The organism is Afipia broomeae ATCC 49717 (assembly GCF_000314675.2).
Classification (GTDB): Bacteria; Pseudomonadota; Alphaproteobacteria; order Rhizobiales; family Xanthobacteraceae; genus Afipia; species Afipia broomeae.
Genome location: NZ_KB375282.1, coordinates 835,202 through 860,382 on the forward strand (window position 1 = coordinate 835,202; position 25,181 = coordinate 860,382).

The 25,181-nt window shown below is 57.7% G+C and carries 24 protein-coding genes; 22 read left to right on the plus strand and 2 right to left on the minus strand.

Features of this window, described 5'->3' with window-relative positions; translation table 11 throughout:
- Positions 1 to 206: 206 nt before the first annotated feature.
- Positions 207 to 1,397 (plus strand): efflux RND transporter periplasmic adaptor subunit, encoded by a 1,191-nt coding sequence (locus HMPREF9695_RS03945; protein ID WP_041711221.1) that lies wholly within the window; start codon positions 207 to 209, stop codon positions 1,395 to 1,397.
- The gene (locus HMPREF9695_RS03950; RefSeq protein ID WP_006019503.1) at positions 1,394 to 4,564 is read left to right on the plus strand and encodes an efflux RND transporter permease subunit; all 3,171 of its coding nucleotides are present in this window, start codon (positions 1,394 to 1,396) and stop codon (positions 4,562 to 4,564) included. The genes HMPREF9695_RS03945 and HMPREF9695_RS03950 overlap by 4 nt, the downstream gene beginning before the upstream one ends.
- Here HMPREF9695_RS03950 and HMPREF9695_RS03955 read toward each other — a convergent pair.
- A complete protein-coding gene (locus HMPREF9695_RS03955; protein WP_006019504.1) occupies positions 4,561 to 5,463 on the minus strand; it encodes a LysR family transcriptional regulator in 903 nt (300 codons plus the stop codon). The two genes, HMPREF9695_RS03950 and HMPREF9695_RS03955, sit on opposite strands and share 4 nt — an antisense overlap.
- Positions 5,464 to 5,630: 167 nt before the next feature.
- Here HMPREF9695_RS03955 and HMPREF9695_RS03960 point away from each other — a divergent pair, with 167 nt between their 5' ends.
- From HMPREF9695_RS03960 to HMPREF9695_RS03990, 7 genes are all read left to right on the plus strand, one after another.
- The gene (locus HMPREF9695_RS03960) at positions 5,631 to 6,842 is read left to right on the plus strand and encodes an amino acid ABC transporter substrate-binding protein (protein WP_006019506.1); all 1,212 of its coding nucleotides are present in this window, start codon (positions 5,631 to 5,633) and stop codon (positions 6,840 to 6,842) included.
- A 27-nt stretch (positions 6,843 to 6,869) separates the two neighbouring features.
- Positions 6,870 to 7,736: a branched-chain amino acid ABC transporter permease gene (locus HMPREF9695_RS03965; protein WP_006019507.1), complete on the plus strand. Its 867-nt coding sequence runs from the start codon at positions 6,870 to 6,872 to the stop codon at positions 7,734 to 7,736.
- On the plus strand, positions 7,733 to 8,668 hold the full coding sequence (locus HMPREF9695_RS03970) for a branched-chain amino acid ABC transporter permease (RefSeq protein ID WP_006019508.1): 936 nt from the start codon (positions 7,733 to 7,735) through the stop codon (positions 8,666 to 8,668). Before HMPREF9695_RS03965 ends, HMPREF9695_RS03970 begins: the two co-directional genes overlap by 4 nt.
- A complete protein-coding gene (locus tag HMPREF9695_RS03975; RefSeq protein WP_006019509.1) occupies positions 8,661 to 9,410 on the plus strand; it encodes an ABC transporter ATP-binding protein in 750 nt (249 codons plus the stop codon). The genes HMPREF9695_RS03970 and HMPREF9695_RS03975 overlap by 8 nt, the downstream gene beginning before the upstream one ends.
- Positions 9,403 to 10,137, plus strand: a complete 735-nt coding sequence (locus tag HMPREF9695_RS03980) for an ABC transporter ATP-binding protein (protein WP_006019510.1) — start codon at positions 9,403 to 9,405, stop codon at positions 10,135 to 10,137. The genes HMPREF9695_RS03975 and HMPREF9695_RS03980 overlap by 8 nt, the downstream gene beginning before the upstream one ends.
- A gap of 50 nt (positions 10,138 to 10,187) precedes the next feature.
- A complete protein-coding gene (gene cnbZ / locus HMPREF9695_RS03985; protein ID WP_006019511.1) occupies positions 10,188 to 10,946 on the plus strand; it encodes a 2-amino-5-chloromuconate deaminase CnbZ in 759 nt (252 codons plus the stop codon).
- Between the two features lie 128 nt (positions 10,947 to 11,074).
- Entirely contained in the window at positions 11,075 to 12,130 is a 1,056-nt protein-coding gene (locus tag HMPREF9695_RS03990; RefSeq protein WP_006019512.1) for a winged helix-turn-helix transcriptional regulator, read from the plus strand.
- Between the two features lie 13 nt (positions 12,131 to 12,143).
- On the opposite strand, the gene HMPREF9695_RS03995 is transcribed toward HMPREF9695_RS03990, so the two are convergent.
- Entirely contained in the window at positions 12,144 to 13,358 is a 1,215-nt protein-coding gene (locus tag HMPREF9695_RS03995; protein WP_006019514.1) for an ABC transporter substrate-binding protein, read from the minus strand.
- Positions 13,359 to 13,491: 133 nt separating this feature from the next.
- Here HMPREF9695_RS03995 and HMPREF9695_RS04000 point away from each other — a divergent pair, with 133 nt between their 5' ends.
- The 13 genes from HMPREF9695_RS04000 to HMPREF9695_RS04060 all read left to right on the plus strand — a co-directional run bounded on the left by HMPREF9695_RS04000 (position 13,492) and on the right by HMPREF9695_RS04060 (position 25,181).
- Positions 13,492 to 14,286 carry an ABC transporter ATP-binding protein gene (locus HMPREF9695_RS04000; protein ID WP_006019516.1) on the plus strand — a complete coding sequence of 265 codons (795 nt, stop codon included), beginning with the start codon at positions 13,492 to 13,494 and terminating at the stop codon, positions 14,284 to 14,286.
- Entirely contained in the window at positions 14,283 to 15,005 is a 723-nt protein-coding gene (locus tag HMPREF9695_RS04005) for an ABC transporter ATP-binding protein (protein WP_006019517.1), read from the plus strand. The genes HMPREF9695_RS04000 and HMPREF9695_RS04005 overlap by 4 nt, the downstream gene beginning before the upstream one ends.
- A gap of 7 nt (positions 15,006 to 15,012) precedes the next feature.
- Positions 15,013 to 15,891 (plus strand): branched-chain amino acid ABC transporter permease, encoded by an 879-nt coding sequence (locus HMPREF9695_RS04010; protein ID WP_006019518.1) that lies wholly within the window; start codon positions 15,013 to 15,015, stop codon positions 15,889 to 15,891.
- Positions 15,888 to 16,907 carry a branched-chain amino acid ABC transporter permease gene (locus HMPREF9695_RS04015; RefSeq protein WP_006019519.1) on the plus strand — a complete coding sequence of 340 codons (1,020 nt, stop codon included), beginning with the start codon at positions 15,888 to 15,890 and terminating at the stop codon, positions 16,905 to 16,907. The genes HMPREF9695_RS04010 and HMPREF9695_RS04015 overlap by 4 nt, the downstream gene beginning before the upstream one ends.
- A 68-nt stretch (positions 16,908 to 16,975) precedes the next feature.
- A complete protein-coding gene (locus tag HMPREF9695_RS04020; RefSeq protein ID WP_006019520.1) occupies positions 16,976 to 18,127 on the plus strand; it encodes an iron-containing alcohol dehydrogenase in 1,152 nt (383 codons plus the stop codon).
- Positions 18,124 to 18,588, plus strand: a complete 465-nt coding sequence (locus tag HMPREF9695_RS04025) for an acyl-CoA thioesterase (RefSeq protein WP_006019521.1) — start codon at positions 18,124 to 18,126, stop codon at positions 18,586 to 18,588. The genes HMPREF9695_RS04020 and HMPREF9695_RS04025 overlap by 4 nt, the downstream gene beginning before the upstream one ends.
- A gap of 22 nt (positions 18,589 to 18,610) precedes the next feature.
- The gene (locus HMPREF9695_RS04030) at positions 18,611 to 19,102 is read left to right on the plus strand and encodes an SRPBCC family protein (RefSeq protein WP_006019522.1); all 492 of its coding nucleotides are present in this window, start codon (positions 18,611 to 18,613) and stop codon (positions 19,100 to 19,102) included.
- A gap of 19 nt (positions 19,103 to 19,121) precedes the next feature.
- Positions 19,122 to 19,895: an enoyl-CoA hydratase-related protein gene (locus HMPREF9695_RS04035; protein ID WP_006019523.1), complete on the plus strand. Its 774-nt coding sequence runs from the start codon at positions 19,122 to 19,124 to the stop codon at positions 19,893 to 19,895.
- A gap of 4 nt (positions 19,896 to 19,899) precedes the next feature.
- The gene (locus tag HMPREF9695_RS04040) at positions 19,900 to 20,775 is read left to right on the plus strand and encodes an FAD binding domain-containing protein (protein ID WP_006019524.1); all 876 of its coding nucleotides are present in this window, start codon (positions 19,900 to 19,902) and stop codon (positions 20,773 to 20,775) included.
- Complete coding sequence (locus HMPREF9695_RS04045; protein ID WP_006019525.1) at positions 20,772 to 21,257, plus strand: (2Fe-2S)-binding protein; 486 nt, start codon at positions 20,772 to 20,774, stop codon at positions 21,255 to 21,257. The genes HMPREF9695_RS04040 and HMPREF9695_RS04045 overlap by 4 nt, the downstream gene beginning before the upstream one ends.
- Entirely contained in the window at positions 21,254 to 22,015 is a 762-nt protein-coding gene (locus HMPREF9695_RS04050; RefSeq protein ID WP_006019526.1) for an N-acyl homoserine lactonase family protein, read from the plus strand. The genes HMPREF9695_RS04045 and HMPREF9695_RS04050 overlap by 4 nt, the downstream gene beginning before the upstream one ends.
- A 61-nt stretch (positions 22,016 to 22,076) precedes the next feature.
- The gene (locus tag HMPREF9695_RS04055) at positions 22,077 to 24,416 is read left to right on the plus strand and encodes a xanthine dehydrogenase family protein molybdopterin-binding subunit (protein ID WP_347335803.1); all 2,340 of its coding nucleotides are present in this window, start codon (positions 22,077 to 22,079) and stop codon (positions 24,414 to 24,416) included.
- Between the two features lie 12 nt (positions 24,417 to 24,428).
- Positions 24,429 to 25,181, plus strand: a complete 753-nt coding sequence (locus HMPREF9695_RS04060; RefSeq protein WP_006019528.1) for an SDR family NAD(P)-dependent oxidoreductase — start codon at positions 24,429 to 24,431, stop codon at positions 25,179 to 25,181.

A 25,181-nucleotide genomic window follows, 5' to 3' on the forward strand; every position in this document is an offset into this window, starting at 1 on the left:
CGCAACTCTGGAAAGGCAACTGGCTCGTCAGGTCAGATATGCATAGCCATGAATTCTCCAGTACAAGCACCGAATTGTCTGGTTGCGGGTAAGTCTCGGAGACTTGCATGGCGCTGGCGGTCTCCATAAATGCGGGCTAACGTAGGGGCTCGACAGGAATGAAAACACTGAGCGAGTGCTTGGACAATGACGTCGGGGGCTTAGCGATGCAATCGAAGGTGTTATCTGATCGTTTCTGGAGCTCCGGACGAAATAAATCTCTCCTGGCGCTTGTCGCCGTTGCAATTGGGATCGGTCTGGCCGGCTGCGAGAAGCCGGCTCAAGCGCCCGCTGCCAGTGCGCCCGCTGTCACGGTCGCCAATCCGACAAAAAGAACGGTGACGGACTGGGACGAGTTTACCGGCCGCTTTGATGCGATTGAGCAGGTTCAGGTCCGCGCTCGTGTGACAGGCTTTGTCATGAGCGTCGACTTCAAGGATGGCGCCATCGTCAAGACCGGCGATCTTCTTTATGTCATCGATCCACGGCAGTATGAGGCGGCAGCCGAACAGGCTCGTGGTCAGCTTGCGGACGCCAAGGCCAAGGTCGACCTGGCAGAGCGCGAGTTGACGCGAGCTGAAACGCTGGTGAAGACTTCAGCCGTCTCCGAGAGCGTTGTTGATCAGCGTCGCCAGACGCTGTCTGCGGCACAGGCGGCAACCATGCAGGCGGAGGGTGCTCTAAAGCGAGCGCTTCTCGATGTTGAGTATACCAGGGTAGTCGCCCCGATCGACGGCCGCGTCAGTCGCCACCTTGTGACGGTGGGTAATCTTGTACAGGGAAGCGAAAGCGGTGCGACGCTGCTGACGTCCATTGTCTCGCTCGATCCGATCCACGTCTATTTTGATATGGATGAGTCGATTTACATCAAGAACAGTCGATTGTGGTTTGAAGGAAAACGGCCGAGTTCGCGCGACACAGCCAATCCGGTTCAGGTGATCCTCTCCGGTGAGACAAAGCCCTCGCACGAGGGCTTTGTTGATTTCCTCGACAATCGACTCGACATCGGTACGGGCACGTTGCGAGGCCGAGGGCTGGTTAAGAATCAGGATCTGTCAATTCTTCCCGGTCAGTTTGCGCGCGTTCGGGTGCTTGGCAGCGCGCCTTATGAGGCGTTGCTGCTACCCGACACCGCCATCGCAACGGACCAGTCGCGCAAGATCGTCTTTGTCGTCAAAGCCGATAATACTGTCGAAGCGCGTCCCGTCGTTCTTGGTCCTCTTGATGATGGTCTGCGTGTTATTCGTGAGGGGTTGAAGCCCGACGACAAGGTCGTCATCGACGGACTTCAGCGCGTCAGGATCGGGGCCAAGGTTACGCCGCATCCGCCAGCTGCGAGTGGCGGGGCCAAGCCATGAATCTTGGACGCCTCTCCATAAACCAGCCGATTCTGGCGATGGTTTTGTCGATCGTGCTGCTTATCATCGGTGCGATTGCATACACGACTTTGCCAGTGGCGGAATATCCGCAGGTGGCGCCGCCAACGGTTGTCATCACCACGCAGTATCCGGGCGCCTCCGCGCAGACCGTCTCGGACACCGTTGCGACGCCAATCGAACAGGAGATCAACGGCGTAGAGGATATGGAGTACCTCTACAGTCAGGCGACATCGAACGGCCAGTTGAACATCACCGTCACGTTCAAGCTGGGGACGGATCTTGATAAGGCTCAGGTGCTGGTTCAGAATCGGGTGGCGATAGCACAGCCTCGCCTGCCTGAGGAAGTTCAGCGCAACGGTGTCGTCACTCGCAAGAATAGCCCCGACCTCATGATGGTCGTGTTCATGCTGTCGCCCGATGACACCTACGACCAGCTCTATATTTCCAACTATGCTTTGCGGCAGGTGCGCGACCAGTTGCTGCGGCTCGACGGCATCGGCGACATCCAGATTTTCGGAGCACGCGATTATTCGATGCGCTTGTGGCTCGATCCGGACAAGATTGCAACGCTGGGTATGACGGCAGGCGACGTGATTGCCGCTATACGGGCACAGAACCTTCAGATCGCGGGCGGTCAGATCGCCGAACCGCCCATTACGGATCGCGCTTTTCAGCCGAATCTTACTTTCACCGGCCGCCTGAAAGATCCTCAGCAGTTCGAGAATATTGTGATCAAGGCGGGAGCCGATGGTCGCACCGTCCGGCTGCGCGACGTCGCGCGTATTGAGCTTGGTGCGCTGAGCTCAACGACCAATGGTTTCCTGCTCCGGAAATCAGCCGTCGCAATGCTGGTTTTCCAGCGCCCCGGCTCGAATGCGCTTGCCACCGCAAAGAATATCTCTGACGAGATGGCGCGGCTCAAAACCGAGTTTCCGAAGGGCCTGGAATACAACATCGGTTACAATCCGACCGAGTTCATCGCTGAGTCGGTTCACGAACTGATCAAGACCATTTACGAGGCGATGGTTCTGGTGGTCATTGTCGTCCTTGTATTCTTGCAAGGCTGGCGTCCAGCGATCATTCCCATCATCGCGATCCCGGTATCGCTTGTTGGCACCTTTGCGGTGATGGCAGCGCTGGGATTTTCGATCAACAATCTCACGCTGTTCGGGCTTGTGCTCGCAGTCGGCATTGTGGTCGACGACGCGATCGTCGTGGTTGAAAATGTCGAGCGGCATCTGGTTGCGGGCTTAAGCAGACGTGAGGCAGCGCTGCTCACAATGCAGGAGGTTGGTGGTGCACTGGTATCGATTGCGCTGGTGCTATGTGCGGTGTTCGTGCCTACCGCATTCCTGGGGGGTATCTCCGGTCAGTTCTTTCAACAGTTCGCCGTCACCATAGCTGTCGCCACGGCGATTTCGTGCTTCTGTTCCCTAACGCTGTCGCCGGCGCTGGCGTCGCTGATCCTGCAGCCGCATCACGAGAAGAAACCACCAGCGAGCTGGAACCTGGTCGCGCGGGGCTGGGGAGCCGCGATCGGCGTGTTCAATCGCGGGTTCGATCGGCTGTCGCACAGCTACGGACATCTGGCTGACTTCGTTATTCGGCATTCCGTTGTGATGCTGCTTGTGTATGTTGCCTTGATTGCTTCTGCGGGGTGGCTGCTTGTCAGCACACCACAGGGCTTTATCCCGGCGCAGGATCGCGGATATGTGATTGTCGCGGTGCAACTCCCTGGGGCCGCCTCATTGGCTCGCACCACCGAAGTTGTTCGTCAGATTGAAAAAATAGCACTCGATACGCCCGGCGTTGTTCGTGTGCCAGCGCTCGCCGGTCTGTCGGGCGCGACACGAACTCAATCGAGCAATGCCGCGGCTCTATTTCCGGTTTTCGAAGAGCCTCAAATTCGGCTGAAGAAGGGACTCACGGCGGACGTTATCACTGCCGAGTTGCGCAAACGGCTGTCCAGCATTCAAAGTGCTTTCATCATCGTTATTCCTCCGCCAGCTGTTCCGGGCATTGGCACCGGCGGCGGATTTTCCATGCGCGTGCAGGATATTCAGGGCCGAGGGGCTGAATTGCTGGCGGCGTCAACCGATGAACTCGTGGCGGCTGCACGCAAGGAGCCAGGGCTGACAGCGGTGTTCTCACCGTTCACCGCAAATACTCCGCAGGTCTTCGTCGAAATCGATCGTCAGAAGGCACAGATGCTTGGTGTGCCCATCCAGAATGTGACGGAAGCGATTGAGGTGTATTTCGGCTCGTCCTATGTGAACGACTTCAATATCCTCGGACGCACCTATCACGTCACAGCACAGGCTGATTTGCCGTTCCGCAAGGAAACGTCGGATCTTGCCCGCCTAAAAACACGAAATTCGGCGGGCGAAATGGTGCTACTAGGAAGCGTCGTGAACTTCAAGGATACCGCCGGCCCTGATCGGGTAGCACGTTACAATCTGTATCCGGCCGCTGAACTTCAGGGTGATACGGTACGGGGAACGAGTTCGACGACCGCGATCAACATCATGCAGAAGCTTGCGAAAGAGACGTTGCCGAGCGGCTTCGCGTTCGAGTGGACCGATCTTTCCTATCAGCAGGTGAAGGGTGGAAACTCAGGTCTCTACGTGTTTCCGATCTGCGTGCTGTTTGTGTATCTCGTGCTTGCCGCGCAATACGGCAGCTGGACGCTACCATTTTCCGTGATCCTGATTGTGCCGATGTGCTTGCTTGCCGCAACCGTCGGCGTGCGCATCATGGGCCAGGACATTAATATCCTGACCCAGATCGGTTTCGTTGTGTTGGTCGGGCTGGCGGCCAAAAACGCCATTTTGATCGTGGAGTTTGCGCGCGACATCGAACGTGAGGGACGCAATCAGCTTGAGGCCGTTATTGAGGCGTGCCGGCTGCGATTGCGGCCGATCCTGATGACTTCGTTCGCATTCATTCTCGGTGTGCTCCCGCTGGTGATTTCATCGGGATCGGGATCGGAAATGCGTCAGGCGGTCGGCGTGGCTGTATTCTTCGGGATGCTTGGCGTCACGTTGTTCGGTCTGGTTTTCACGCCGATATTCTACATTTTGGTACGCAGGTTGTTCCCAGGCAGTGTCGTAATGGAGCCGAGGACCACGGAAAGCGTTCCAGGCTAGTCCGTCTGCTGCTTCATTCTATCGACGAGCAACTCCGCGACGCGGAGACTGGAAGGCGTGGTGTTGCGGGCTGCGAGTTGCACCAGCGTCACCTGTGTTGCTTCCAGCCGCTTATCGCGCAGCGGGATCGCGACCAAGGTGCCGGAGACCAGTTCAGGCATAGCCGCGTTCCGCGGCAGGAAAGTCCCGAGACCGGTCTTGGCAGCCATCGTTCGTGCGAAGGCGATGGAGTTGGTTTCGCTGTAGAGATCGAGCTCCACGTTTGCCTTTGCGCAGGCGCGATCGATTTCCTGGCGAATGCCAAACGATGGATCAGGCAAGATGACACGAAGTCCGGCCAGTTCCTTGATGGTACAGTGGTCCTTGCCGGCCATCGCATGATGCGGCGCGACCATCAGGCATAGCGATTGCCGCATGCGGGCCAGTTCGATCAGATCGCGTCGGGGTGCGCGACCGAAGACCAGCCCGAGATCGACCTCGTGCCGTCCGACCATTTCGGCCACACCGCGTGATCCCACGGTGGTCACCGCGATTGAAATGCCGGGATAGTCTCTCGAAAGGTCGACTACAAAATCCGACACGAAGCTTGCCAGTAGTCCCTCCACGGTTGCGAGCTTGACGTGCCCGCGCTGCAGCGAATCGAACTCCTCGACCTGGGCACGGACACGATCCAGTTTCGCCTGGCTCTCTTGTGCATAGCGATAGAGCAGGTGGCCGGCATTGGTCAGATTCATTCCCCGTGCGCCGCGTTCGAACAATTTGACCGAGAGCTCGTCTTCAAGCCCCTGGACCTGCCGGCTGATCGCGCTTGGTGCAATGCGAAGAGATTCTGCCGCGCGTTTGATCGAGCCGCGCTCCGTGACCTCGCGAAAATACCTGATAGCGGTGGATTCGATCATGTTTACGGGCCGATCGTTGGGGTGGAGGGATGCTCGAAATCAGGCAGGCTGTGCATAGTGTTCGAATATTCAGACCGCTTGCTTCGAATTTCAATGCTTTTATTCGATCCCTTATTTTGCCAAGATTTCAATCAGGTCACACCTTCGGTCCCTGATGGAGAATCTGGATGGCTCGCTCCCGGCTCGTCTCACGTGGTTTGAATTCATTCTTGGTTGTTGCTGCCTTGGGATTGTCCGCCTCGGTGGTGTCGGCACAGGACGTCATCCGCTTTGGCGCGCCGCTTCCGCTCACCGGGCCGCTTGCCCCTGAGGCGATCAAGCAGCAGCAGGGCTACGACTTGTGGGCCGAGCAGGCCAACAAGGCGGGTGGAATTTCGGTTGGTGGCAAGAAGTACAAGGTCGAGATCGTCTACGCCGACTACCAGTCGAATACGCCGCGTGCGGTGCAGACCACCGAGCAGATGATAACCCAGAACAACGTCAACTTCCTGTTTGGGCCTTTCGGATCTGGTGCGGCAAAGGCCGGCAGCAGCGTTTCCGAGAAGTACAAGGTGCCGACCATCGCAGCGACCGCATCGTCGTCTCAGGTCTACGACCAGGGTTACAAGTACCTGTTCGGGACTTTCACGCCGAACGATACGCTGACTACGCCACTCACGCAGATGGTCAAGGCGAAGGCGCCGGATGTGAAGAAGGTCGCGATTCTGGCGCGAAATGATCTGTTCCCGCTGGCCATTGCGCAGGAGATGGAAAAGTCCGCAAAGGGCAATGGTATCGAAGTCGCGTATTTCGAGAAGTATGCGATCGGAACGCTCGATCATTCAGCGACGCTGTCGCAGATCAAGTCGCTGGCGCCACAGTGGATCTTCGTGACCGGCTACATCAATGACCTGTTGCTGGTGAAGAAGCAGATGGCTGACCAGCAGATCAAGGCCACGGTGGTTTCCATGATCGCGGGCCCGGCCTACCAGGAGTTCATTGATGCCGCGGGTGCAGGCGGCGAGAACATCACCAGCGCTGCCTGGTGGCATCCTGCCGCGCAGTATGCTGGCAAGGACATTTTCGGCACCACCGCGAACTACGTGAAGCTATTCAAGGACAAGTACAAATCCGAACCTGATTACGCGCAGGCTTCGGCTTCCGTGTCGGGTGCGCTGTTCCAGATGGCGATCGAGAAAGCCGGATCGCTGGACAAGGACAAGGTGCGCGATGAACTCGCCAACATGGACGTGATGACGTTCTTCGGGCCGGTGAAGTTCGGGCCGACCGGGCAAATCAATTCACTGGAGCCGCCAGTATTCCAGCTTCAGGGCGGCAAGCCCGTGGTCCTCTCTCCCGCGCTGATCAAGCAGGGCGAATTCAAGCTCGGCGTTAACTGATCGACCGCGGGGAGGCGAGGACACCACATGCTGGCGGCCCAGGTTCTGATCAATGCTTTAGTGCTGGGCTGCCTTTACGCATGTATTGCGATTGGCTTCTCGCTGGTTTGGGGCGTTCTGAACGTCATCAACCTCATCCATGGCTCGTTTATCGTTCTCGGCGCTTATCTGGCCTGGGGACTTTATCAGTCGCTTCACATCTCGCCGTGGTACGCACTGGCGATCGCGGCGCCGTTATTCTTTGCGTTCGGCTACGTCATTCAGCGTCTTATTCTCAACCGTGTCATCACCGCTCCGGTGCTGGTGACGCTGACGCTGACCTTCGGTCTCGATCTGATTCTCAACAATGCGATGATCTACTATTTCAAGGCTGATTACCGGAAGCTGACGCTGACGCCGCCAATGGGATCTATCTCGCTGTTCGACGTCGTCGTTCCGGTCGATCGGCTGATTGCAACGGCGTCCGCGCTGGCACTGACCGGCGTGCTCTATCTCATCCTGCGCCGGCTGCGGGTGGGGCGAGCCATTGTTGCGGTGAGACTAGATCGCGACGCAGCGACGCTGATGGGCGTCGATGTCAATTCGATCTATGCAATAGCGTTCGGTCTGGGTGCAGCGCTGGCCGGGTGTGCCGGCGTGCTTATGGCGCTGATTTTCCCGATCTCACCGCTGACCTCAACGGCCTATCTCGGAAAGGCGTTCGTTGTCTGCGTGCTCGGTGGCCTCGGCAGTGTGTCAGGCGCGCTGGCAGGAGGGATTCTGCTGGCGCTGATCGAAGGCATCGGCTCCACCCTAATTGGCCCGGCGCATGCGACGACGCTGTCGTTTGTGCTGCTCATCATTTTCCTGATCGTCCGCCCTCAGGGTCTGCTTGGCCGAAAGGGCTTCGAATGACCCGATCGAATCTGATTCTGCTTGTACTGGTGGCTTGCATCGCCGCGCTGCCGCTGTTCGGCGGGGCGTATGCGCTGAGGCTTGGCACGATCGCATGCATGTATGCGATCCTTGCGTTGTCATGGAATATTGTCGGCGGGTTCGCGGGCTATCCTTCGTTTGCGACAGCGGCATTCTTTGGGCTCGGCGCGTACACAACTGGTGTGCTTATGTCACGTGGCGTGCCTCTTGGCGTCGCCGTCGCTGCCGCATGGGTCGCGTCATTCGTTCTTGCGGGTTTGCTTGGGGCTGCGCTGTTGCGCTTGCGCGGGCATTACTTCGCCATCGCCAGCCTCTCGCTGATCGAAGTGTTTCGCGAACTCGTCAACAACGCCACCGATCTGACGGGCGGGGGCATGGGCCTGAACATTCCGCTGACGTCTGCCGCTGGCGTGCTGTCGGATGCGACATTCTTCTTTTATGCGATGTGGGCGCTGCTGCTCGGGACGGCTGTTATGGTCATGGTTGTTGCCGGATCGAAGCTCGGTTTCGGGCTGGCCTGCATCCGCCAGAATGAGACCGCCGCAAACATGATCGGGCTCAATGCCACGCTCTACAAGAGCATCGCATTCGGCCTGTCGGCATGTTTTGTCAGCGCGGCGGGTGGCATCTACGCCGCGTGGGTTCACTACATCGATCCATCCGATGTGTTCGACATTCTTTACTCGGTCAAGCCAATCGTGATGGCGCTGATTGGCGGGCTTGGCTCGCCGCTTGGAGTGGTTGTCGGCGCGCTGGTCTATCTCGGACTGGAAGAGGTGGTCTGGCGCAACTACATCCAGATCCATAGCGGTGTGCTGGGCGTTCTCATTGTGGCGCTTCTGCTGTTCCTGCCACATGGCTTGATGTCGTTGCGCGATCGACTTCTTGCTTGGAGGCCGAAGCGTGTCTGAAATCCTCAAGCTAAAATCTGTTTCCCGTCACTTCAGTGGCCTGAAGGCGCTCAGCGACGTATCGCTCAGTATCGCCAAGGGTGAAGTTCTTGGTCTGATCGGGCCGAACGGTGCCGGGAAGACCACACTCGTCAATGTGGTGACCGGCGTCACGCCGGCCAGTTCGGGCACGGTGACGTTCGCAGGTCAGGACATCACACGCGTAAAGACCTATCAGTCTGCACGCCTTGGACTGTCCCGTACCTTTCAAATCGTGCAGCCGTTCGCCGAGCTCTCGGCCCTCGACAATGTGGCCGCCGCGGCGCTGTTTTCGCAGCCGAATGAGAGCCTGAAGTCTGCGCGGGAGTCAGCCCGGGAACGTCTGGCTTTCGTTGGTCTCGAAGCACAGTCCGATCAGCCGGCGGCAACACTTACACTGGCGATGCGCAAACGCCTGGAACTGGCAAAGGCGCTTGCGATGCGTCCGAAACTGTTGTTTCTCGATGAGGTCAACGCCGGGTTGAACAGCGCTGAAGTCGAGCGTGCGACCCGGCTTATTCACGAACTCGCGGCCAGCGGGATCACGATCGTGATGATCGAACATCTCATGAAGGTCGTGCTTAATGTGTGCACGCGGATCGTTGTTCTGCACAATGGGCGATTGATTGCCGATGGTTTGCCGCGCGATGTAATCAAAAACCCTGCTGTCGTGGAGGCTTATCTCGGTCAGCAATATGCCCAGAGAGCTGGCGCCCATGGCTGATATTGCTTCCATTCTCGAATTGCAGGGGCTTCGCGCTGGCTACGGTGAGGTTCAGGTGCTGTGGGGCATCGACCTTTCGGTACGCAGAGGTGAAATCACCGCGCTGATCGGTTCCAACGGCGCGGGCAAGACCACGCTGATGCGTGCCCTATCGGGCCTGATTCCTGTTCAGTCGGGTATCTATCGCTCCGATGGCGAAGATCTCGCAGGCGCGACCGCGGCAAAAATTCTTTCCCGCGGCATCGTCCATGTGCCCGAGGGGCGTCGGTTGTTCGGCGCGATGAGCATCGAAGACAATCTCTTGATGGGGGCCTATTCGCGAACAGCTTCGCGTGCCGAAATCAGCCGCGACATTGACAGGGTCTACACGACGTTCCCGAAATTGTCCGAACGCCGCAATCAAGCCGCCGCAACGCTCTCCGGCGGAGAGCAGCAGATGTGTGCCATCGGGCGTGGCCTCATGAGCGCGCCGAAGCTGCTAATGATCGACGAGCTATCACTCGGCCTTTCGCCTCTGCTGGTCGAACAGCTTGTTGCCGCGCTGCGTGCGCTTAATGCTGAAGGCATGTCGATCCTGTTGGTGGAGCAGGATGTTACGACAGCCCTGGACTTATGCGATGCCGCGTTCGTCATGGATATGGGCCGGATTGTCAGATCTGGATCTGGCACGGAATTGCTCGCAGATCCGATTATTCGCGACGCCTATCTCGGCGTTCTTGAAGAATAGCTTTCATCAACCGACCAAAATTCCGTTCTCGAAAAGCAAGAAGAGGCAATATGATCAAGACTGTTGAAGCGCCGAATGGTGGCTATCGTTTCATGGCGGGTGTCAGTCAGTATTCCGCCGGCGTTGCTGCGCTTCCTGGCTTTGCCCTCGAGCGAGTGCGGTTCGCGAATCCCGTGCCGCTGCGGCAGGGATTTGAGAAGATCGCGCAAATTCTTAAGGAAGCGGGCCGCCCATTGTCGGCTTTCGCGGCATGTGAATTGCGTTCACCTGCGCCTTTTACGGAAAGCGGATTCGTCAAGTTCAACGAGGAATACACCGGCACCTTGAAGGCATGGGGGCTGATGCAGGATGGCACCGCAAATCCCGTGGCGCGCAGCAACGTATGTCCAAAGATAACTCCTCCGTCGGAACCGGGCTTTCACGCTTTTTCATATACGGTGGTTGCGGCGGGAGCGCCGACGTCGTTTGTGATCGCGGGTAGTGGTGAAGCGCCGGAAGGAAAAGGGAGTTATCGCGATCATGCCGTCCGGCTTGGCGATACTTCACCAGCAGCAATGCTGGAAAAGGCAAAGTGGGTTCTGGGAGAGATGGAGCGGCGCATGAGTGCGTTCAGCGGGGACTGGAGTCAGGTGACTGCAACGCAACTCTATACCGTTCACGACATCTTTCCGTTCATTGAAAGTGAACTCGGAAAGCGCGGCATTTTCCGGCAGGGGCTCACCTGGCATCTGAATCGGCCGCCGGTGCAGGATCTCGAATACGAAATGGATTGCCGCCGCGTGCACACGGAGCGTGTGATCGAAGTCTGAGTCTGTCGTCGCTCACCCACCGACCTTGACGAATGCGTTCGGATACCGTCAAACTCCTCGAGAGTGGCGGCTCATGCGTATGAGTCATGCCGGAATCCAGCGATCAGATTTAGGCTCGGGATAGAACTATGCGGCTGGCGGCTGCGACAAAGCAGGGAAGGCGACCCAAAGCCGGTAAAGACACGCCATCTGTTCGTATTATTCAGAAGCCGCCGGTGTTGACCGAGCGGAACTGTTCCGTCGCCCGGACGGTCGGTATTCTTTCGGATGCGTGGGCGTTTCTCGTTATCCGTGAGGGGTTTTTCGGAGCTCGGCGGTTTGAGGAATTTCGCTCGGCTCTCGAAATTTCCAGAGCAACCCTGACGGATCGTCTACGCCGCTTGACCCGCGAGGGAATATTTCGGGAGATCAGCTATTCCGAAACATCGAGCCGCGTTGAATACAAGCTGACGAAGTCGGGTATCGATCTCTACCCCACCTTCATGGCTCTTATGCAATTCGGTGACCGGTGGCTGGCTGATCCGAAGGGAGCGCCGCTTCAGCTTATTCACGAGGGCTGCAATTGCGTCAGCAAGCCGTTCGTCTCGTGCTCGTGCTGCCATGAGCATGTAGTCGCGCGAAAGGTCAGCTACCGCGACGGGCCGGGGGCGGGGAAAACACCGATCGAGCCGTCGCGGCGCTCGCGCCGAACCGCCGATGATTTCATGCGCGGACGCCCAAGCTCGGTGTCGCGGGCGCTTGAAGTCATCGGCGACAGATGGAGTTTTCTGGTTATTCGAGAAGCGTTCTTTGGCGCCAGACGTTTCGACAAGCTCCAGGTGGAGCTAAATATTGCCTCAAATATCCTCACCGACCGTCTCGCGCGGCTTGTCGAACGCGGGGTTTTCAAGAAGCGGAAGTATCAGTCGTTACCCGAGAGATTCGAGTATCTGCTGACTCCGATGGGGATGGACCTGTATGGGCCATTGATCATGATGATGGCTTGGGGCGACAAATGGCGCGCGGAAGGGAAGCCTCCGCTCATCCTCAGGCACCTGGATTGCGGGAAGGATTTTACGCCGACGGTAATCTGCAATCGCTGCGGTGAACCAATTCACGCGACGTCGATGAAGTATCGCATGCGCTACAATCCCGACAAGTTCGGCGGCACAAAAAGCGGCCGGGCGGTGCCCGGCCGCGTCTGATCGGTGTTACGGCTTACTTCTTGATCAGCGGGCACTTGCTTTCCGACAGCGGGCGGAATGCCTCATCGCCCGGAACGACCGCGTGAAGTTTGTAGTAGTCCCACGCATATTTGGATTCCGAGGGTTTCTTGACCTCGTAAACGTACATGTCATGTACGAACCGGCCGTCCTCGCGAACACGGCCATTCTTGGCGAAGAAGTCATTCACCGGCATCTCGCGCATTTTTGCCATCACGGTTTTGGCGTCGTCGGTGCCGGCCGCCTTGATTGCGTTCAGGTAGTGCATTGTGGACGAGTAATCGCCGGCATCGCCCATGTGCGGCATGCGCTTCATCTTCGCGAAGAATCGCTTGGAGAATGCGCGAGTTTCCTCGTCTCGATCCCAATAGAACGCATTCGTCAAGAGGAGACCCTGTGCAGTCGACAGACCCATTGAGTCGATATCGGTGATCCAGACCAGCAACCCGGCAATGGTTTGCTTTCCGCCGTCGGTGAGACCAAAATCCTTCGCCGATTTGACCGCATTGATGAACGTTGTTCCAGAGCCGGCGACGGCAACAACCTTGGCCTTGGAAGCTTGCGCCTGAAGCAGGAATGACGAGTGATCGGCAGTATCGATGGGGTAGCGGATCGATCCAACGACCGTGCCGCCGTTCGCCTTCACCACGTTCGCCGTGTCGCTCTCAAGCGCATGTCCAAACGCATAGTCCGCTGTGAGGAAATACCAAGTATTCAAGCCTTCCTTGATAAGTGCCTTTCCGGTGCCTTGGGCCAGCGCATAGGTATCGTAAGCATAATGGATGCTGTTTGGGGTGCAGGAATCGTTTGTCAGTCGTGATGAGCCGGACCCGTTGACGATGGCGATTCGGTTTTTCTCCTGTGCGACGTTGGTGACTGCCAATGCGATTGATGAGTTGATCAGGTTGGCAATCAGGTCGACTTTGGTGACGTCGTACCACTCACGCGCCTTGGCAATCGCCACCTCGTTGCGGTTCTGGTGATCGGCGACGATCACCTCAATGGGCTTGCCGAGTACTGATCCGCCAAAATCCTCGACGGCCATCTTGATCGCGGTGACCGATCCTTCGCCGGACTCGTGAGAAAATTGCCCCGACATATCGGTCATTACACCGATCTTGACCACGTCGTCCGAGATCTTTGCCGTCTGCGCATATGCCGGGCTCGCCAGTCCGATGCCGACAGCGAGTATCATTGCCACTCTATTCATTTTGCTCCTCCCTTAATTTCTTACCTGATCGACAGGCTTGCATAACTAGACTAATTTGATATGACGCTGTCAACGGGCTCGCAAGGCTCATTGTCATTGCGACGCACAAAAATTCTCGGAGGAGATGATCCCGATGGAGGAAGCGTCGCATCATGCGGATGCCGATGTGGTGCTGGAAGCGCGCGGGCTGCGGAAGGAATTCCGCGGCTATGTTGCGGTAAACGGCGTCGATCTCGACATTCGGCGCGGCACGATTCACGCGCTGATCGGTCCCAACGGTGCCGGCAAGACAACAGTCTTCAATCTATTGACGAAATTTCTGGTGCCGACATCGGGCCGAATACGGCTGGAGGGCGCCGACGTGACGATGGAGCAGCCGGCGGCGCTCGCTCGTCTTGGTCTGGTGCGATCGTTTCAGATATCTGCAGTCTTTCCGCATCTTTCGGTGAGCGAGAATATTGCGATCGCGCTTCAGCGGAGATTTGTATCGCCCGCGACATTCTGGCGCGGTGGACTGCGGCCCGGCGATATGTCCGAGCGCATTTGCGGCCTGCTCGAGCAGGTTGATCTGGGAACCTTCGCGCACACCCGCGCCGGAGATCTGGCGTATGGCCGCAAGCGAGCACTCGAGCTCGCAACAACACTGGCGACGGAACCAAGGGTCATGCTTCTCGATGAGCCCACCCAAGGGCTCGGTCATGAGGACGTTGATCGCGTCACCGCTCTCATCAAACAGGCTGCGATTGGCCGCACCGTGGTCATGGTTGAGCACAACATGAAAATGGTGGCGCGGATCGCCGATCGGATCAGCGTGTTGCGGCGTGGTGAAATCATAGCGGAAGGGCCGTACGACGAGGTATCCCGCAATCCGCAGGTGATCGAATCCTACCTCGGCTCACGTTCGCGCGCGATGGGGAAAGCATCATGATTGCAAGCGGTCCGGGCGCTATCGATGTGTTGAACGTCGACCGTCTGCACGCCTGGTATGGCGAGTCGCATATCCTCCATGGCATGTCGTTTTCTCTGCGGCGGGGAGAGGTGGTTGCCCTTCTCGGCCGCAATGGTAGCGGCCGCACGACTACGCTGCGTGCAATTGTCGGATTGATCGACAAACGGAAAGGCTCGATTCAGATCGGCGGCAAGGACACGATCCGCCTCTCGCCCCATGTCATCGCGCGCATGGGGGTAGGCTATTGTCCCGAGGAACGCGGCATATTCGCCAGCTTGTCGTGTGAGGAGAACTTGCTGCTGCCACCGCAGCAATCCGGCGGTGGGATGTCTGTCGACGAAATCTATTCATTGCTCCCCAATCTTGCGGAGCGGCGCAGTACGCCCGGAACCAGACTATCCGGCGGCGAGCAACAGATGCTGGCAATCGCACGGATTTTGCGTACCGGCGCGCGGTTGCTGTTGCTCGATGAGATATCCGAGGGGCTTGCGCCCGTAATTGTTGATCGTCTTTTCGATCTTATCACCGAGTTGAAGTCGCGCGGCTACACGATCCTTCTCGTGGAGCAGAACAAGTATTTCGCCGCGCCGCTCGCGGACCGGTTTCTGGTCGTCGAGCACGGGGACATCACGATGCGACTGTCTGCGGCGGAGCTAGAGGCGAAGGCGGATCTCGTTGACCGAAGCCTGGGAGTTTGAGGACGAAATGTTTGATATTCCCGCACAGGTGCTGCTTGGCCAGGTTACGATCGGTCTCGTGAACGGTTGTTTCTATGCAATCTTGAGCCTTGGCCTTGCTCTGATTTTCGGCTTGCTCAACGTGATCAATTTCGCCCACGGCGCGCTCTATATGCTCGGCGCATTCGGTGTTTATCTCGCCATGCATAAGCTTGGTGTGAATTACTGGTGGTCTCTGCTGCTTGTGCCTCTCGTGATAGGTGCATTCGGTGCTTCGATCGAGCGGGTTCTGCTGCGCCGGCTGTCCGGTCTCGATCATCTCTATGGCCTGTTGTTCACATTCGGGCTTGCGTTGGTGCTGGAGGGCATTTTCCGCGACATCTATGGATCTGCGGGCCTGCCTTACCAGACACCATCGGCTCTGCGCGGGCTGGTCGATCTCGGCTTCATGAGAATGCCGATTTACCGGGTGTGGATCGTCGGCGTGTCGCTGCTCGTTTGCCTCGCGATCTGGTTTCTGATCGAGAAAACGCGTCTTGGATCGTATCTGCGCGCCGGTACCGAGAATGCGAGGCTGGTGCAGGCCCTCGGAATTAATGTCCCGCTGATGGTCACCTTCGTTTACGCGCTTGGCGCGGCACTGGCGGCCTTTGCCGGTGTGCTGGCTGCACCGATCTATCAAGTTCAGCCGCTGATGGGGTCGAACATTCTGATCGTCACTTTTGCGGTCGTGGTGATTGGCGGATTGGGGTCGACGGCGGGTGCGATCGCGACTGGTCTTGCGCTTGGCGTCATCGAGGGTCTCTCCAAGGTCTTTTATCCTGAAGTGTCATCGACCATCGTTTTCATCGTCATGGCGCTTGTTCTGCTTGTCAGGCCCGCCGGGTTGTTTGGACGTGAGACATGAGCACCATGAACATGAAAACGTCGACCGCTCTTTTGCTTGGATTGGCTGTGGTCGGTATCCTTGCTCCATTTGCCGGGCTTTATGCACAGTTCCTGATGAAGTGCGTGGCATTCGCGCTGTTCGCGGTGGCGTTCAACTTTTTCACCGGAAATGTGGGACTTCTATCGATCGGGCATGCGGCCTTCTTTGGTTTCGGTGCGTATGCAGCAGGCTACGCCACCAAGTCGTGGGGCTTCACGCCGGAGCTTGCGTTGGGAGTCAGTCTTTTCATTGGTGCCGCGCTTGGTGCCGTCATGGGCGGAATGGCGATCCGGCGGCAGGGTATCTACTTCGCCATGATCACGCTGGCGCTTGCGCAAATGGTGTACTTCATTTGCGTGCAAGCGCCTTTCACCGGCGCAGAAGATGGCCTCCAGCGCATTCCGCGGCGCGCCCTGTTCGGACTGTTCGATCTTTCGAGCGACCACGCGATGTACGCTTTCGCGCTGGTCGTGATGCTTGTCGCGGTTTGGGGATTTCAACGTGTGATGGAAGCGCCCTTTGGACAGGTGCTTCTCGCCATTCGTGACAACGAGCCGCGAGCCATCTCGTTGGGATACGATGTTCAGAAATACAAGCTCTCAGCATTCACGATGTCCGCCGCGATTGCAGGTCTTGCAGGCGGCCTGAAGGCCCTGACGCTTGGATTTGCCGGCTTGCCCGATGCGCACTGGACCCAATCAGGTAACGTTATCCTGATGTGCCTGCTCGGAGGGCTGGGGACACCGCTCGGTCCGATCATTGGGGCCATTCTTGTTGTGACACTTGAGAGCAAGCTCTCCGGCGTAGGTGTTGTCCAGATTGGTTCTCTTGCTATCGACTTGTCGAGCAAGGTTCCAATTATCATCGGTCTGATTTTCATGGTTTGCGTCATGCTTTTCCGCAGGGGAATCGTCGGAGAAATCAGTGCTGCCCTTGCAGCCGCAAAACCAACAGAAGCTCGCGGAACCGCAGAAAAAGGTATTCGACCGAGTTGACATCGGTCATGGAAATTAGTCTAGTTATGAAAGTCACTATTTCGCGCTGATGCTGAACGGAGCTTGCGGTGCAGGGGTTTGTTTTTCAGTCAACTAAATCAATCCTGGTCGAGCCGGGATGCTCATCGCGCATCGGTGAACTTGTCAAAGATCTTGGCTGCAAGTCTGTACTTTTGGTCAGCGATCCCGGTGTTAAATCCGCCGGCCTGCTACAGGCGGGATTGCATGGGCTGGAGCAGCAGGGTGTTTCGGTCACGTTGTTTACCGGCGTGGAAGCAGATCCTCCGGTTCATGTGATTGATGCCGCGGTCAGGTTGGCGACGGACGCAAAAGTCGACGGCGTGGTCTCAGTCGGCGGCGGAAGTTCGATGGATGTCGCCAAGTTGGTCGCGCTGCTCGCGGTGGGCCGGGAAAAGCTCGCGGATATCTACGGCGTCGGCTTCGCCAAGGGTCCGCGTTTGCCATTGGTGCTCGCGCCCACCACCGCCGGCACGGGCTCGGAGGTGACGCCGATCTCAATCGTAACCACCGGCGAGGGGGAAAAGAAAGGCGTCGTGTCACCCGTCCTGCTGCCTGATTGGGCTGTGCTGGACGCCGAGTTAACGCTCGGGTTGCCGCCAGCGGTGACGGCAGCCACCGGCATTGACGCGATGGTCCACGCCATCGAAGCTTATACCAGCAAGCGTCTGAAGAACCCGCTGTCCGATGCATTGGCACGCGAAGCTCTCAGGCTTCTCGGTGGCAACATCCACGAGGTCTGCCGTAACGGAACCAATCGTGAGGCGCGTCACAATATGCTGCTCGGCTCCATGCTCGCTGGAATGGCGTTTGCAAATGCGCCGGTCGCAGCCGTGCATGCGCTGGCCTATCCGGTCGGTGCGCGATTCCATGTTCCTCACGGGCTGTCGAATTCTCTTGTGCTTCCGCAGGTCATTCAGTTCAACGCAGGTTCAGCGGAAAGTCATTACAGCGAACTAGCGTCTATTCTGACTCCGCAAGCGACCGGCGGCGCAGCCGATCGCACCAAGGCGCTTGTGCAGATGCTGTCGAATCTTCCCGTCGAACTTGGGCTTCCGACGCGCCTGCGCGACGTGGGAATTGCGCCGCAGGATGTGGCAATGCTTGCTGAAGATGCGATGAAACAGACGCGGCTTCTCGTCAATAACCCACGCGAAGTCACCCATTCCGATGCACTTGCGATCTACGAGGCATCGCTATGACGGATCGGCCGAAACCTGAGTTCCGCAGCAGCTATATGCACTTTCAAACCATGACGACGCGTTGGATGGACAACGACGTCTACCGTCACATGAACAATACGACGTACTATTCATTCTTCGATACGCTCGTATGTCAGTATCTTATTGAGAGAGGAGCGCTCGATGTTGAGAAGAGCCCGGTGATCGGTCTTGTTGCCGAAACCACCTGCCGCTTCTTCAAATCGATTGCGTTTCCTTCGAAGGTCAATGCGGGTCTCCGCATCGGCCATCAGGGCAACAGTAGCATCCGCTATGACATCGGCCTCTTTAAGGATGACGAGAACATCGCATCTGCCCAAGGGCATTTCGTGCATGTCTATGTCGATCGCGCGAACGGCAGGCCTGTAACCTTGCCGGACGCAGTGAAACTGGCAGTCGCACCGTTGCACATGATGGCGGTAAAGTCGGCGGCTACTGAATAACTGCGGTTGGAGGAGTATTTGTATGGAAATGTCGGGACAAACCACGTTGAATGCCTCGCAGGCCGATGTCTGGGCGGCGTTAAACGACCCCGTCATCCTTCGTCAGGCCATCCCCGGCTGCGAAACGCTTGATATGACGTCGGAGACGGAATTCGCGGCTTCGGTTGTTCTGAAAGTCGGGCCCATCAAGGCCAAGTTTCTTGGACGCGTTACACTATCCGATATCGCCCCTCCGGAAGGCTATACCATCACTGGCCAGGGGCAAGGTGGCATCGCCGGGTTTGCCGAGGGCGGCGCGACTGTCAGGCTGGAAGCGCTGGATTCTGCGCATACGGTCCTCCACTATGACGTCCAGGCAAAGGTCGGCGGTAAGATTGCGCAGCTTGGCGCGCGGCTGATCGATTCAACGGCGAAAAAGCTCGCCGGACAATTCTTCGACCGGTTTGGAGAACTGGTCAGCGGCAATCCGGAACAATCCGAGAATGACAAAGCATTGAAGCGGGCGTCGATCTAGTCGTCTGCGGGAGGAAGTCTTGGCTGATATCGAAGTCACGGTTGACGACAAGATTGCGGTCGTCAGGCTGAACAGGCCCGCCGAGCGCAACGCCATGACGCTTGCGATGTGGCAGGAGATGGCTCGACTCTTCGGAAAACTCGGCGCAGACCCAGACGTCCGAGTGATTATTCTGACTGGAACTGGCGGCAACTTCAGCGTCGGTGCTGACGTCTCGGAGTTCGGCACGGTTCGGTCGAACGTCGAAGAAAGCGCTGCCTATGAGGCGGCGGTGGATGCTTCATCCGACGCTATCGCGGATGTGCCGAAGCCGGTCATTGCGGTGATCGAGGGGTATTGCCTTGGCGGCGGATGTCACCTGTCCATGGCGTGCGATTTTCGCTTCACGCATATGAATGCGTCGATCGGCATTCCGGCCGCAAAGCTTTCGATCGTTTATGGTATTCGCAGCACGCAGCGGCTGTTGTCGCTGGTCGGCCTCCCCAGCGCAAAGCGTATCCTTTACGGCGCCGAGCGATTTGACGCGCGTGAAGCCGAAAAGATGGGCTTTGCCGATCGCGTATCGAGCGATCCGATGGGTGATGCCAAGGGTTTCGCGGCGAATATCGCAACGCTCGCACCATTGTCGATAGCTGGAGCGAAGCTGATTTTGACGGGTCTTGCGATGGGGGCCGGTGACCTCGACGCGAGGTCGGCACAAAGTTTCATCGACCGCGTTTCCGCAAGCGATGATTATAAAGAGGGCCGCAAAGCTTTCGCCGAGAAACGGCCACCCGCATTCAAGGGATGCTGAGCAGATGAAGCCCGCTGCCTTCGATTATGTCGTCGCCGATAGCGTGGAATCCGCTGTGGCCTCGCTTGCAGCCGCGGGAGGCGATGGCAAGATCATTGCAGGCGGTCAAAGTCTCGTGCCGATGCTCAACTTTCGCCTGCTTCGGCCCTCTGTGCTGGTGGACATTAATCGTATTCCGGGTCTGGCAGGCATAGAGGATTGCGGGAAGTCGATCAGGATCGGCGCTTTGACGCGTCACGTCTCCCTTGAAACGTCGGGCATCGTTTCTGAGTATTTTCCGGTGTTGCACGAAGCGATGACCTTCGTTGCGCACCTGGCCATCCGTAATCGCGGCACCATTGGCGGTAGCCTGTCTCATGCTGATCCAGCCGCTGAGCTGCCGATGATGTCCCTGCTTCTCAATGCGAAGCTAGGAATCGCGTCGAGTGCTGGCCGGCGGACCGTTGATCCCGCGGAATTCTTCCTTGGCGCGCTTACCACGGATCTTGGTGATGACGATCTTCTGACCGACATTGAATTTCCCAAATTGCCCCCGCAAACCGGATGGGGCTTCGAGGAAGTTGCGCGGCGCTCCGGCGATTTTGCGCTCGCATGTGTTGCTGCCACCGTCTCCATAGCCGATGGCGTGATCGGAGAAGTGCGGATTGGGATGATGGGGGTCGGCGAGACCGCATTGCGGGCAACTGATGCCGAGCATCTCCTTGCCGGTCAGAAATTGTCCGATGAATTGCTGGATGAAGCCGTCGCATCGATTAGGGTAGCGGTTGAGCCGAATTCTGATTTGCATGCATCGTCGGATTATCGCCGTCATCTCGTCGGCGTTCTGGCGCGTCGCGCACTCACTGCCGCGTGGCAGCGTGCCGGGGGAATGGCCACATGACCATCTCTCGCGATGTCAAGGTGACGGTGAATGGCGTTGTGCACGAGAAAAGCGTGGAGCCTCGGTTGCTCTTGGCGGATTTCCTGCGGAATACGCTTGGTTTGACCGGAACTCACATCGGCTGCGAGCACGGAGTTTGCGGCGCATGTACCATCATTGTGAACGGCGACAGCGTGCGCTCATGCCTGTTGCTGGCAGTACAGATGGATGGTTGTGAAATCGAGACAGTTGAAGGCCTCGGGACCATCCACAATATGGGTGTAATCCAGGAGGCTTTCCGGGAGCATCACGCCTTGCAGTGCGGGTTTTGTACGCCAGGGATGCTGATCACAGCAAAAGATCTGATCGCCAAGCATCCGCTCGCAACGGATGACGATATCCGCGAAGGACTATCGGGAAACCTTTGTCGCTGTACCGGATATGAAAATATCGTGCGCGCCGTGCGATCCGCATCGGATGCGTTGAAGGAGAAGATGCCATGAAGATGCATGTTCTGTCCGGTGGCCGTCTTCGTATGAAGAAGAGTACTTACTTTCCGGACGCGGACCGATCAGAAATGATCGATCTGCCAGTGTCCTGCATGCTGATGCGGCATGTCCAAGGCAATGTGCTGTTTGATACGGGCTGTCATCCGCAAGTGGCTGAAAACCCCGAGGCGCGGCTGGGTGGGCTTGCAAAATTCATGACCCCCATCATGCCGCCCGGCGAACATGTTCTTAGCGGTCTCAAAGCCGTCGGGCTCGGCCCCGACGATGTGGATGTTGTGGTTTGTTCGCATTTCCATACGGACCACTGCGGCTGCAATGAGTTCTTCAAGAAGGCGACGATCTTTGTTCATGCGCTTGAGCTTGAGGCGGCGAAAGCGCCGGATGCGATAAGCAGCGGCTACCTCGCGATCGACTGGGATCATCCGATCCCCATGAATGTCATTGCCGGGCAAACGGATATTTTCGGGGACGGAAAGATCACCTTGATCCCTCTGCCGGGCCATACGCCAGGAACGATAGGTGCGCTGGTCAAGCTGGATCGCAGCGGAGAATTCCTTTTGACCTCCGACGCGGTGAGTCTTCGCGCCAATCTCGATAACAATACCGTTCCGCGCAATACGAAAAATGCCGAACTATTTTTGAAGTCGTTCGCAGAAGTCCGCAAGATCGAATCCGGCGGCGCGACCGTTATATGCAGTCATGATAGCGCGCAGTGGGATCAATTGCGCAAAGGTCCGCACGCATATGACTGAGAAAGTCCGACTAGGAAAGGACATGCATAACGTCGGAGATGATCTCGCAACGCGTCCAAAGATGGTCGGCGCGCGTGTGAGACGTACTGAAGATCCGCGCCTTTTGACGGGAAACGGCAATTACGTTGATGATCGACAGTCCGCCGGAATGCTTCATGTCGCGTTCCGGCGAAGCGATCATTCACACGCTCGCATCGTTTCAATCAACTGTGAGGCAGCCCGCCGGTCTCCGGGTGTGATAGGGATATTCACCGGCGCAGACTTGGAAGGCCGAATCAAGCCGCTTATCGCAACGTCGCGGATGGCGAACTATCACGCGACCCCGCTTGTCGCGCTCGCTCAGGGCAAGGTTCGCTATGTCGGGGAACCCGTCGTCGCGGTCGTCGCGGAAAGCCGGTATCTCGCAGAAGATGCGATTGAGCTGATCGAGATCGATTTTGAGGCTCTGCCCGTTGTCATAGATCCTGAAGCCGCCGTGCAGCCGGATTCTCCGCTGTTGCATAAAGAAATTGGGACAAATGTTTTGCTCTCGCGCGAATTCAAGCGCGGCGACGTCGATGCCGAGATGGAGAATGCCGTTGTTCGGGTCTCGGGCCGCTTCCGGATGCGGCGCAAGACCCCGCTTGCAATGGAGAATCGCTCCTATGTCGCCGAATATTCGGCGGGGCAGGATGCACTTACGTTGTATTCGGCAACACAGATTCCCGGGATCATCCGTGACGCGCTCTCGGAAGCCCTCGACATGCCAGGTAACCGGCTGCGTGTGATCGCGCCGGATGTTGGCGGTGGTTTCGGCGGAAAAGCTTCGCTTTATCCAGAGGAACTCTTTGTGACATTTGCCGCGCGTCATCTTGGCCGAGCGGTGAAGTGGACAAGCGATCGTCTTGAAGACCTTGCTTCGACCAGCCAGGGGTTCGACGAGATTATCGATGCCGAACTCGGTTTTGACAAAGCCGGCTTTGCGGTTGCGCTTCGGGCGGATGTCATCGGCGACGTCGGAGCGTATTCGATTTATCCATGGACGGCCGTACTCGAGCCCGTTCAGGTGGTCAGCTTCCTACCGGGGCCATACAAAATCCAGCATTATCGCGGCCGTGTGCGTGGGGTTGCGACCTCGAAGCCGCCGATGGGGCCGTATCGTGGTGTCGGGCGCCCGGCATCGACGTTCGTGACCGAGCGCCTGATGGACATGGCGGCGCGCAAGTTCAATGTCGATCCAAAACTGCTTCGGCTGAAAAACATGATTCAGCCGGATGAGTTTCCGCACAAGATCGGGTCGGGAATCGTATGGGATCAGTGCAGCTTTACCGAGTGCCTTGAAGCGGCGTGCGAGAGAATTGGCTACGCCACGTTGCGAGAGCGTCAGGCCCAGGCGCGGGCCGAGGGGCGCTGGTTCGGCATCGGTATGGCATGCTACGCGGAGCTCACCGGAATTGGGTCGCGTATTTCCGTTGCGCCTGGCATGCCGATCAATACAGGAACTGAAACCGCCAAGATACTGATCGATTCTACCGGTGCTGTGACGGTTGCTGTCGGTACGGCGGCGCACGGACAGGGGCACGAAACCACGTTTGCCCAGGTCGTTGCAGAGCATCTTGGCGCGCGGTTACAGGACATCCGCGTCATTCACGGAGATAGCGCCGCGGTTCCGAATGCTACGGGCTCCTACGCGAGCCGGAGCGCGGTGCTTGCCGGCGGCGCCGCGACGCTCGCGGCCCAAGACGTCAAAGAGAAGGTGCTACGTGCCGCATCTCATTTGCTGGAAGCGTCGGTTGCGGATCTGACGATCGAGGATGGCAGGATCGCAGTCGCGGGTACCGACCGGGCGATGACATTTCGAGAGCTTGCACGCGCGGTCTATTCGGAGATGGGACGCATTCCCAGCGATCAACGTGAGGAATTGTCGTCGACAAAGACCTATGATCCGGTGTTTGGCACAGCGGCTACGGCGGCTCACGTCGCGGTATTGGAGATCGATCCGGAAACCTATCAGGTGAAGCTGGAGCGATTCCTCGTCGCTGAGGACTGTGGCAAGCTTATCAATCCGATGATCGTCGATGGCCAGGTTCATGGCGGTGTGGCGCAGGGCATCGGTGCCGCGCTCTATGAGGAAGTCATCTACAACGATGAAGGCCAGAACGTAACGGCTAGTCTCGTTGACTACGTGGTTCCCTCGGCAAGCGAGGTTCCTTCGATCGACGTCGTGCATATCGAGGCCGCTTCAAAAACCACGCTGGGTGGTTTCCGCGGGATGGGCGAGGGGGGCACAATCGGAGCCCCGGCGGCTGTCGCTAATGCCATTTCAGATGCATTGGCTTCGCTCAATATCGATGTCTTTGAGCTTCCGGTGACGCCGGAAAGATTGTTTCGCCTGATCGAAAACGCAAAAGCACACTCTTGAGGAGCAAGAAAAATGGATATGCAGTTGAAGGGGAAGGTGGCTCTGGTCACTGGCGGCGCGCGCGACGTGGGGCGCGAGATAGCGCTCAGCCTTGCTGCGGAAGGCGCTATGGTCGCCGTCAACTATAATGGATCGCGTAGCAGCGCCGAGGCTGTGGTGGCCGAGATCGAGAAGTCTGGCGGCAAGGCCAAGGCTTACAAAGCCGATGTCGCCAATTTCGATGAAGTGAACACCATGGTTACCTCGATTGCCTCGGATTTTGGCGGCCTCAATATCGTCGTGAATAACGCAGGCGTTGCGCTTCGGAATCGTTTCGTCGAAACGACTCCCGAGGAGTGGCAGAAGCAGATCAACATCTGTCTTTATGGCGCGATCCATATCTCGAAAGCGGCGGCACCTCATCTCGAGAGAGCTGGTGACGGCCGGATCATTGCGCTGGTTGGCGATTCGTCTCGGGTCGGGGAATCCGGACTTGCAATCGTTGCCGCCGCACGTGCCGGTGTCATCGCGTTGATGAAGTCGCTGGCTCGTGAATTCGGACGTTTCGGAACTACCGCAAACACTATCTCGCTCGGTTTGATCGAAACCCCTCATGATCTTGAATGGGTCAATGCCAATCGCGACAAACTGACCAAGCTTTATCCGTTGCGCCGTCTTGGCTTTCCGTCGGACATCGCGCCCATGGTGACTCTGCTGTCGTCGAAGCACGGCGGATGGATAACCGGGCAGACTGTCAGCATCAGCGGCGGGTTCAGTATGGTTTGA

Bases quoted from the DNA above. Each gene is read 5' to 3' on its own strand.
- HMPREF9695_RS04010 (WP_006019518.1), top strand. From the start codon at position 15,013: ATGTTTGATATTCCCGCACAGGTGCTGCTTGGCCAGGTTACGATCGGT.
- HMPREF9695_RS03970 (WP_006019508.1), top strand. From the start codon at position 7,733: ATGACCCGATCGAATCTGATTCTGCTTGTACTGGTGGCTTGCATCGCC.
- HMPREF9695_RS04030 (WP_006019522.1), top strand. From the start codon at position 18,611: ATGGAAATGTCGGGACAAACCACGTTGAATGCCTCGCAGGCCGATGTC.
- HMPREF9695_RS04060 (WP_006019528.1), top strand. From the start codon at position 24,429: ATGGATATGCAGTTGAAGGGGAAGGTGGCTCTGGTCACTGGCGGCGCG.
- HMPREF9695_RS03950 (WP_006019503.1), top strand. From the start codon at position 1,394: ATGAATCTTGGACGCCTCTCCATAAACCAGCCGATTCTGGCGATGGTT.
- HMPREF9695_RS03980 (WP_006019510.1), top strand. From the start codon at position 9,403: ATGGCTGATATTGCTTCCATTCTCGAATTGCAGGGGCTTCGCGCTGGC.
- HMPREF9695_RS04000 (WP_006019516.1), top strand. From the start codon at position 13,492: ATGGAGGAAGCGTCGCATCATGCGGATGCCGATGTGGTGCTGGAAGCG.
- HMPREF9695_RS04005 (WP_006019517.1), top strand. From the start codon at position 14,283: ATGATTGCAAGCGGTCCGGGCGCTATCGATGTGTTGAACGTCGACCGT.
- HMPREF9695_RS03990 (WP_006019512.1), top strand. From the start codon at position 11,075: ATGCGGCTGGCGGCTGCGACAAAGCAGGGAAGGCGACCCAAAGCCGGT.
- HMPREF9695_RS03945 (WP_041711221.1), top strand. From the start codon at position 207: ATGCAATCGAAGGTGTTATCTGATCGTTTCTGGAGCTCCGGACGAAAT.
- HMPREF9695_RS03995 (WP_006019514.1), bottom strand. From the start codon at position 13,358: ATGAATAGAGTGGCAATGATACTCGCTGTCGGCATCGGACTGGCGAGC.
- HMPREF9695_RS03965 (WP_006019507.1), top strand. From the start codon at position 6,870: ATGCTGGCGGCCCAGGTTCTGATCAATGCTTTAGTGCTGGGCTGCCTT.
- HMPREF9695_RS04040 (WP_006019524.1), top strand. From the start codon at position 19,900: ATGAAGCCCGCTGCCTTCGATTATGTCGTCGCCGATAGCGTGGAATCC.
- HMPREF9695_RS04050 (WP_006019526.1), top strand. From the start codon at position 21,254: ATGAAGATGCATGTTCTGTCCGGTGGCCGTCTTCGTATGAAGAAGAGT.
- HMPREF9695_RS04045 (WP_006019525.1), top strand. From the start codon at position 20,772: ATGACCATCTCTCGCGATGTCAAGGTGACGGTGAATGGCGTTGTGCAC.
- HMPREF9695_RS03960 (WP_006019506.1), top strand. From the start codon at position 5,631: ATGGCTCGCTCCCGGCTCGTCTCACGTGGTTTGAATTCATTCTTGGTT.
- HMPREF9695_RS04025 (WP_006019521.1), top strand. From the start codon at position 18,124: ATGACGGATCGGCCGAAACCTGAGTTCCGCAGCAGCTATATGCACTTT.
- cnbZ (WP_006019511.1), top strand. From the start codon at position 10,188: ATGATCAAGACTGTTGAAGCGCCGAATGGTGGCTATCGTTTCATGGCG.
- HMPREF9695_RS04015 (WP_006019519.1), top strand. From the start codon at position 15,888: ATGAGCACCATGAACATGAAAACGTCGACCGCTCTTTTGCTTGGATTG.
- HMPREF9695_RS03955 (WP_006019504.1), bottom strand. From the start codon at position 5,463: ATGATCGAATCCACCGCTATCAGGTATTTTCGCGAGGTCACGGAGCGC.
- HMPREF9695_RS04055 (WP_347335803.1), top strand. From the start codon at position 22,077: ATGGTCGGCGCGCGTGTGAGACGTACTGAAGATCCGCGCCTTTTGACG.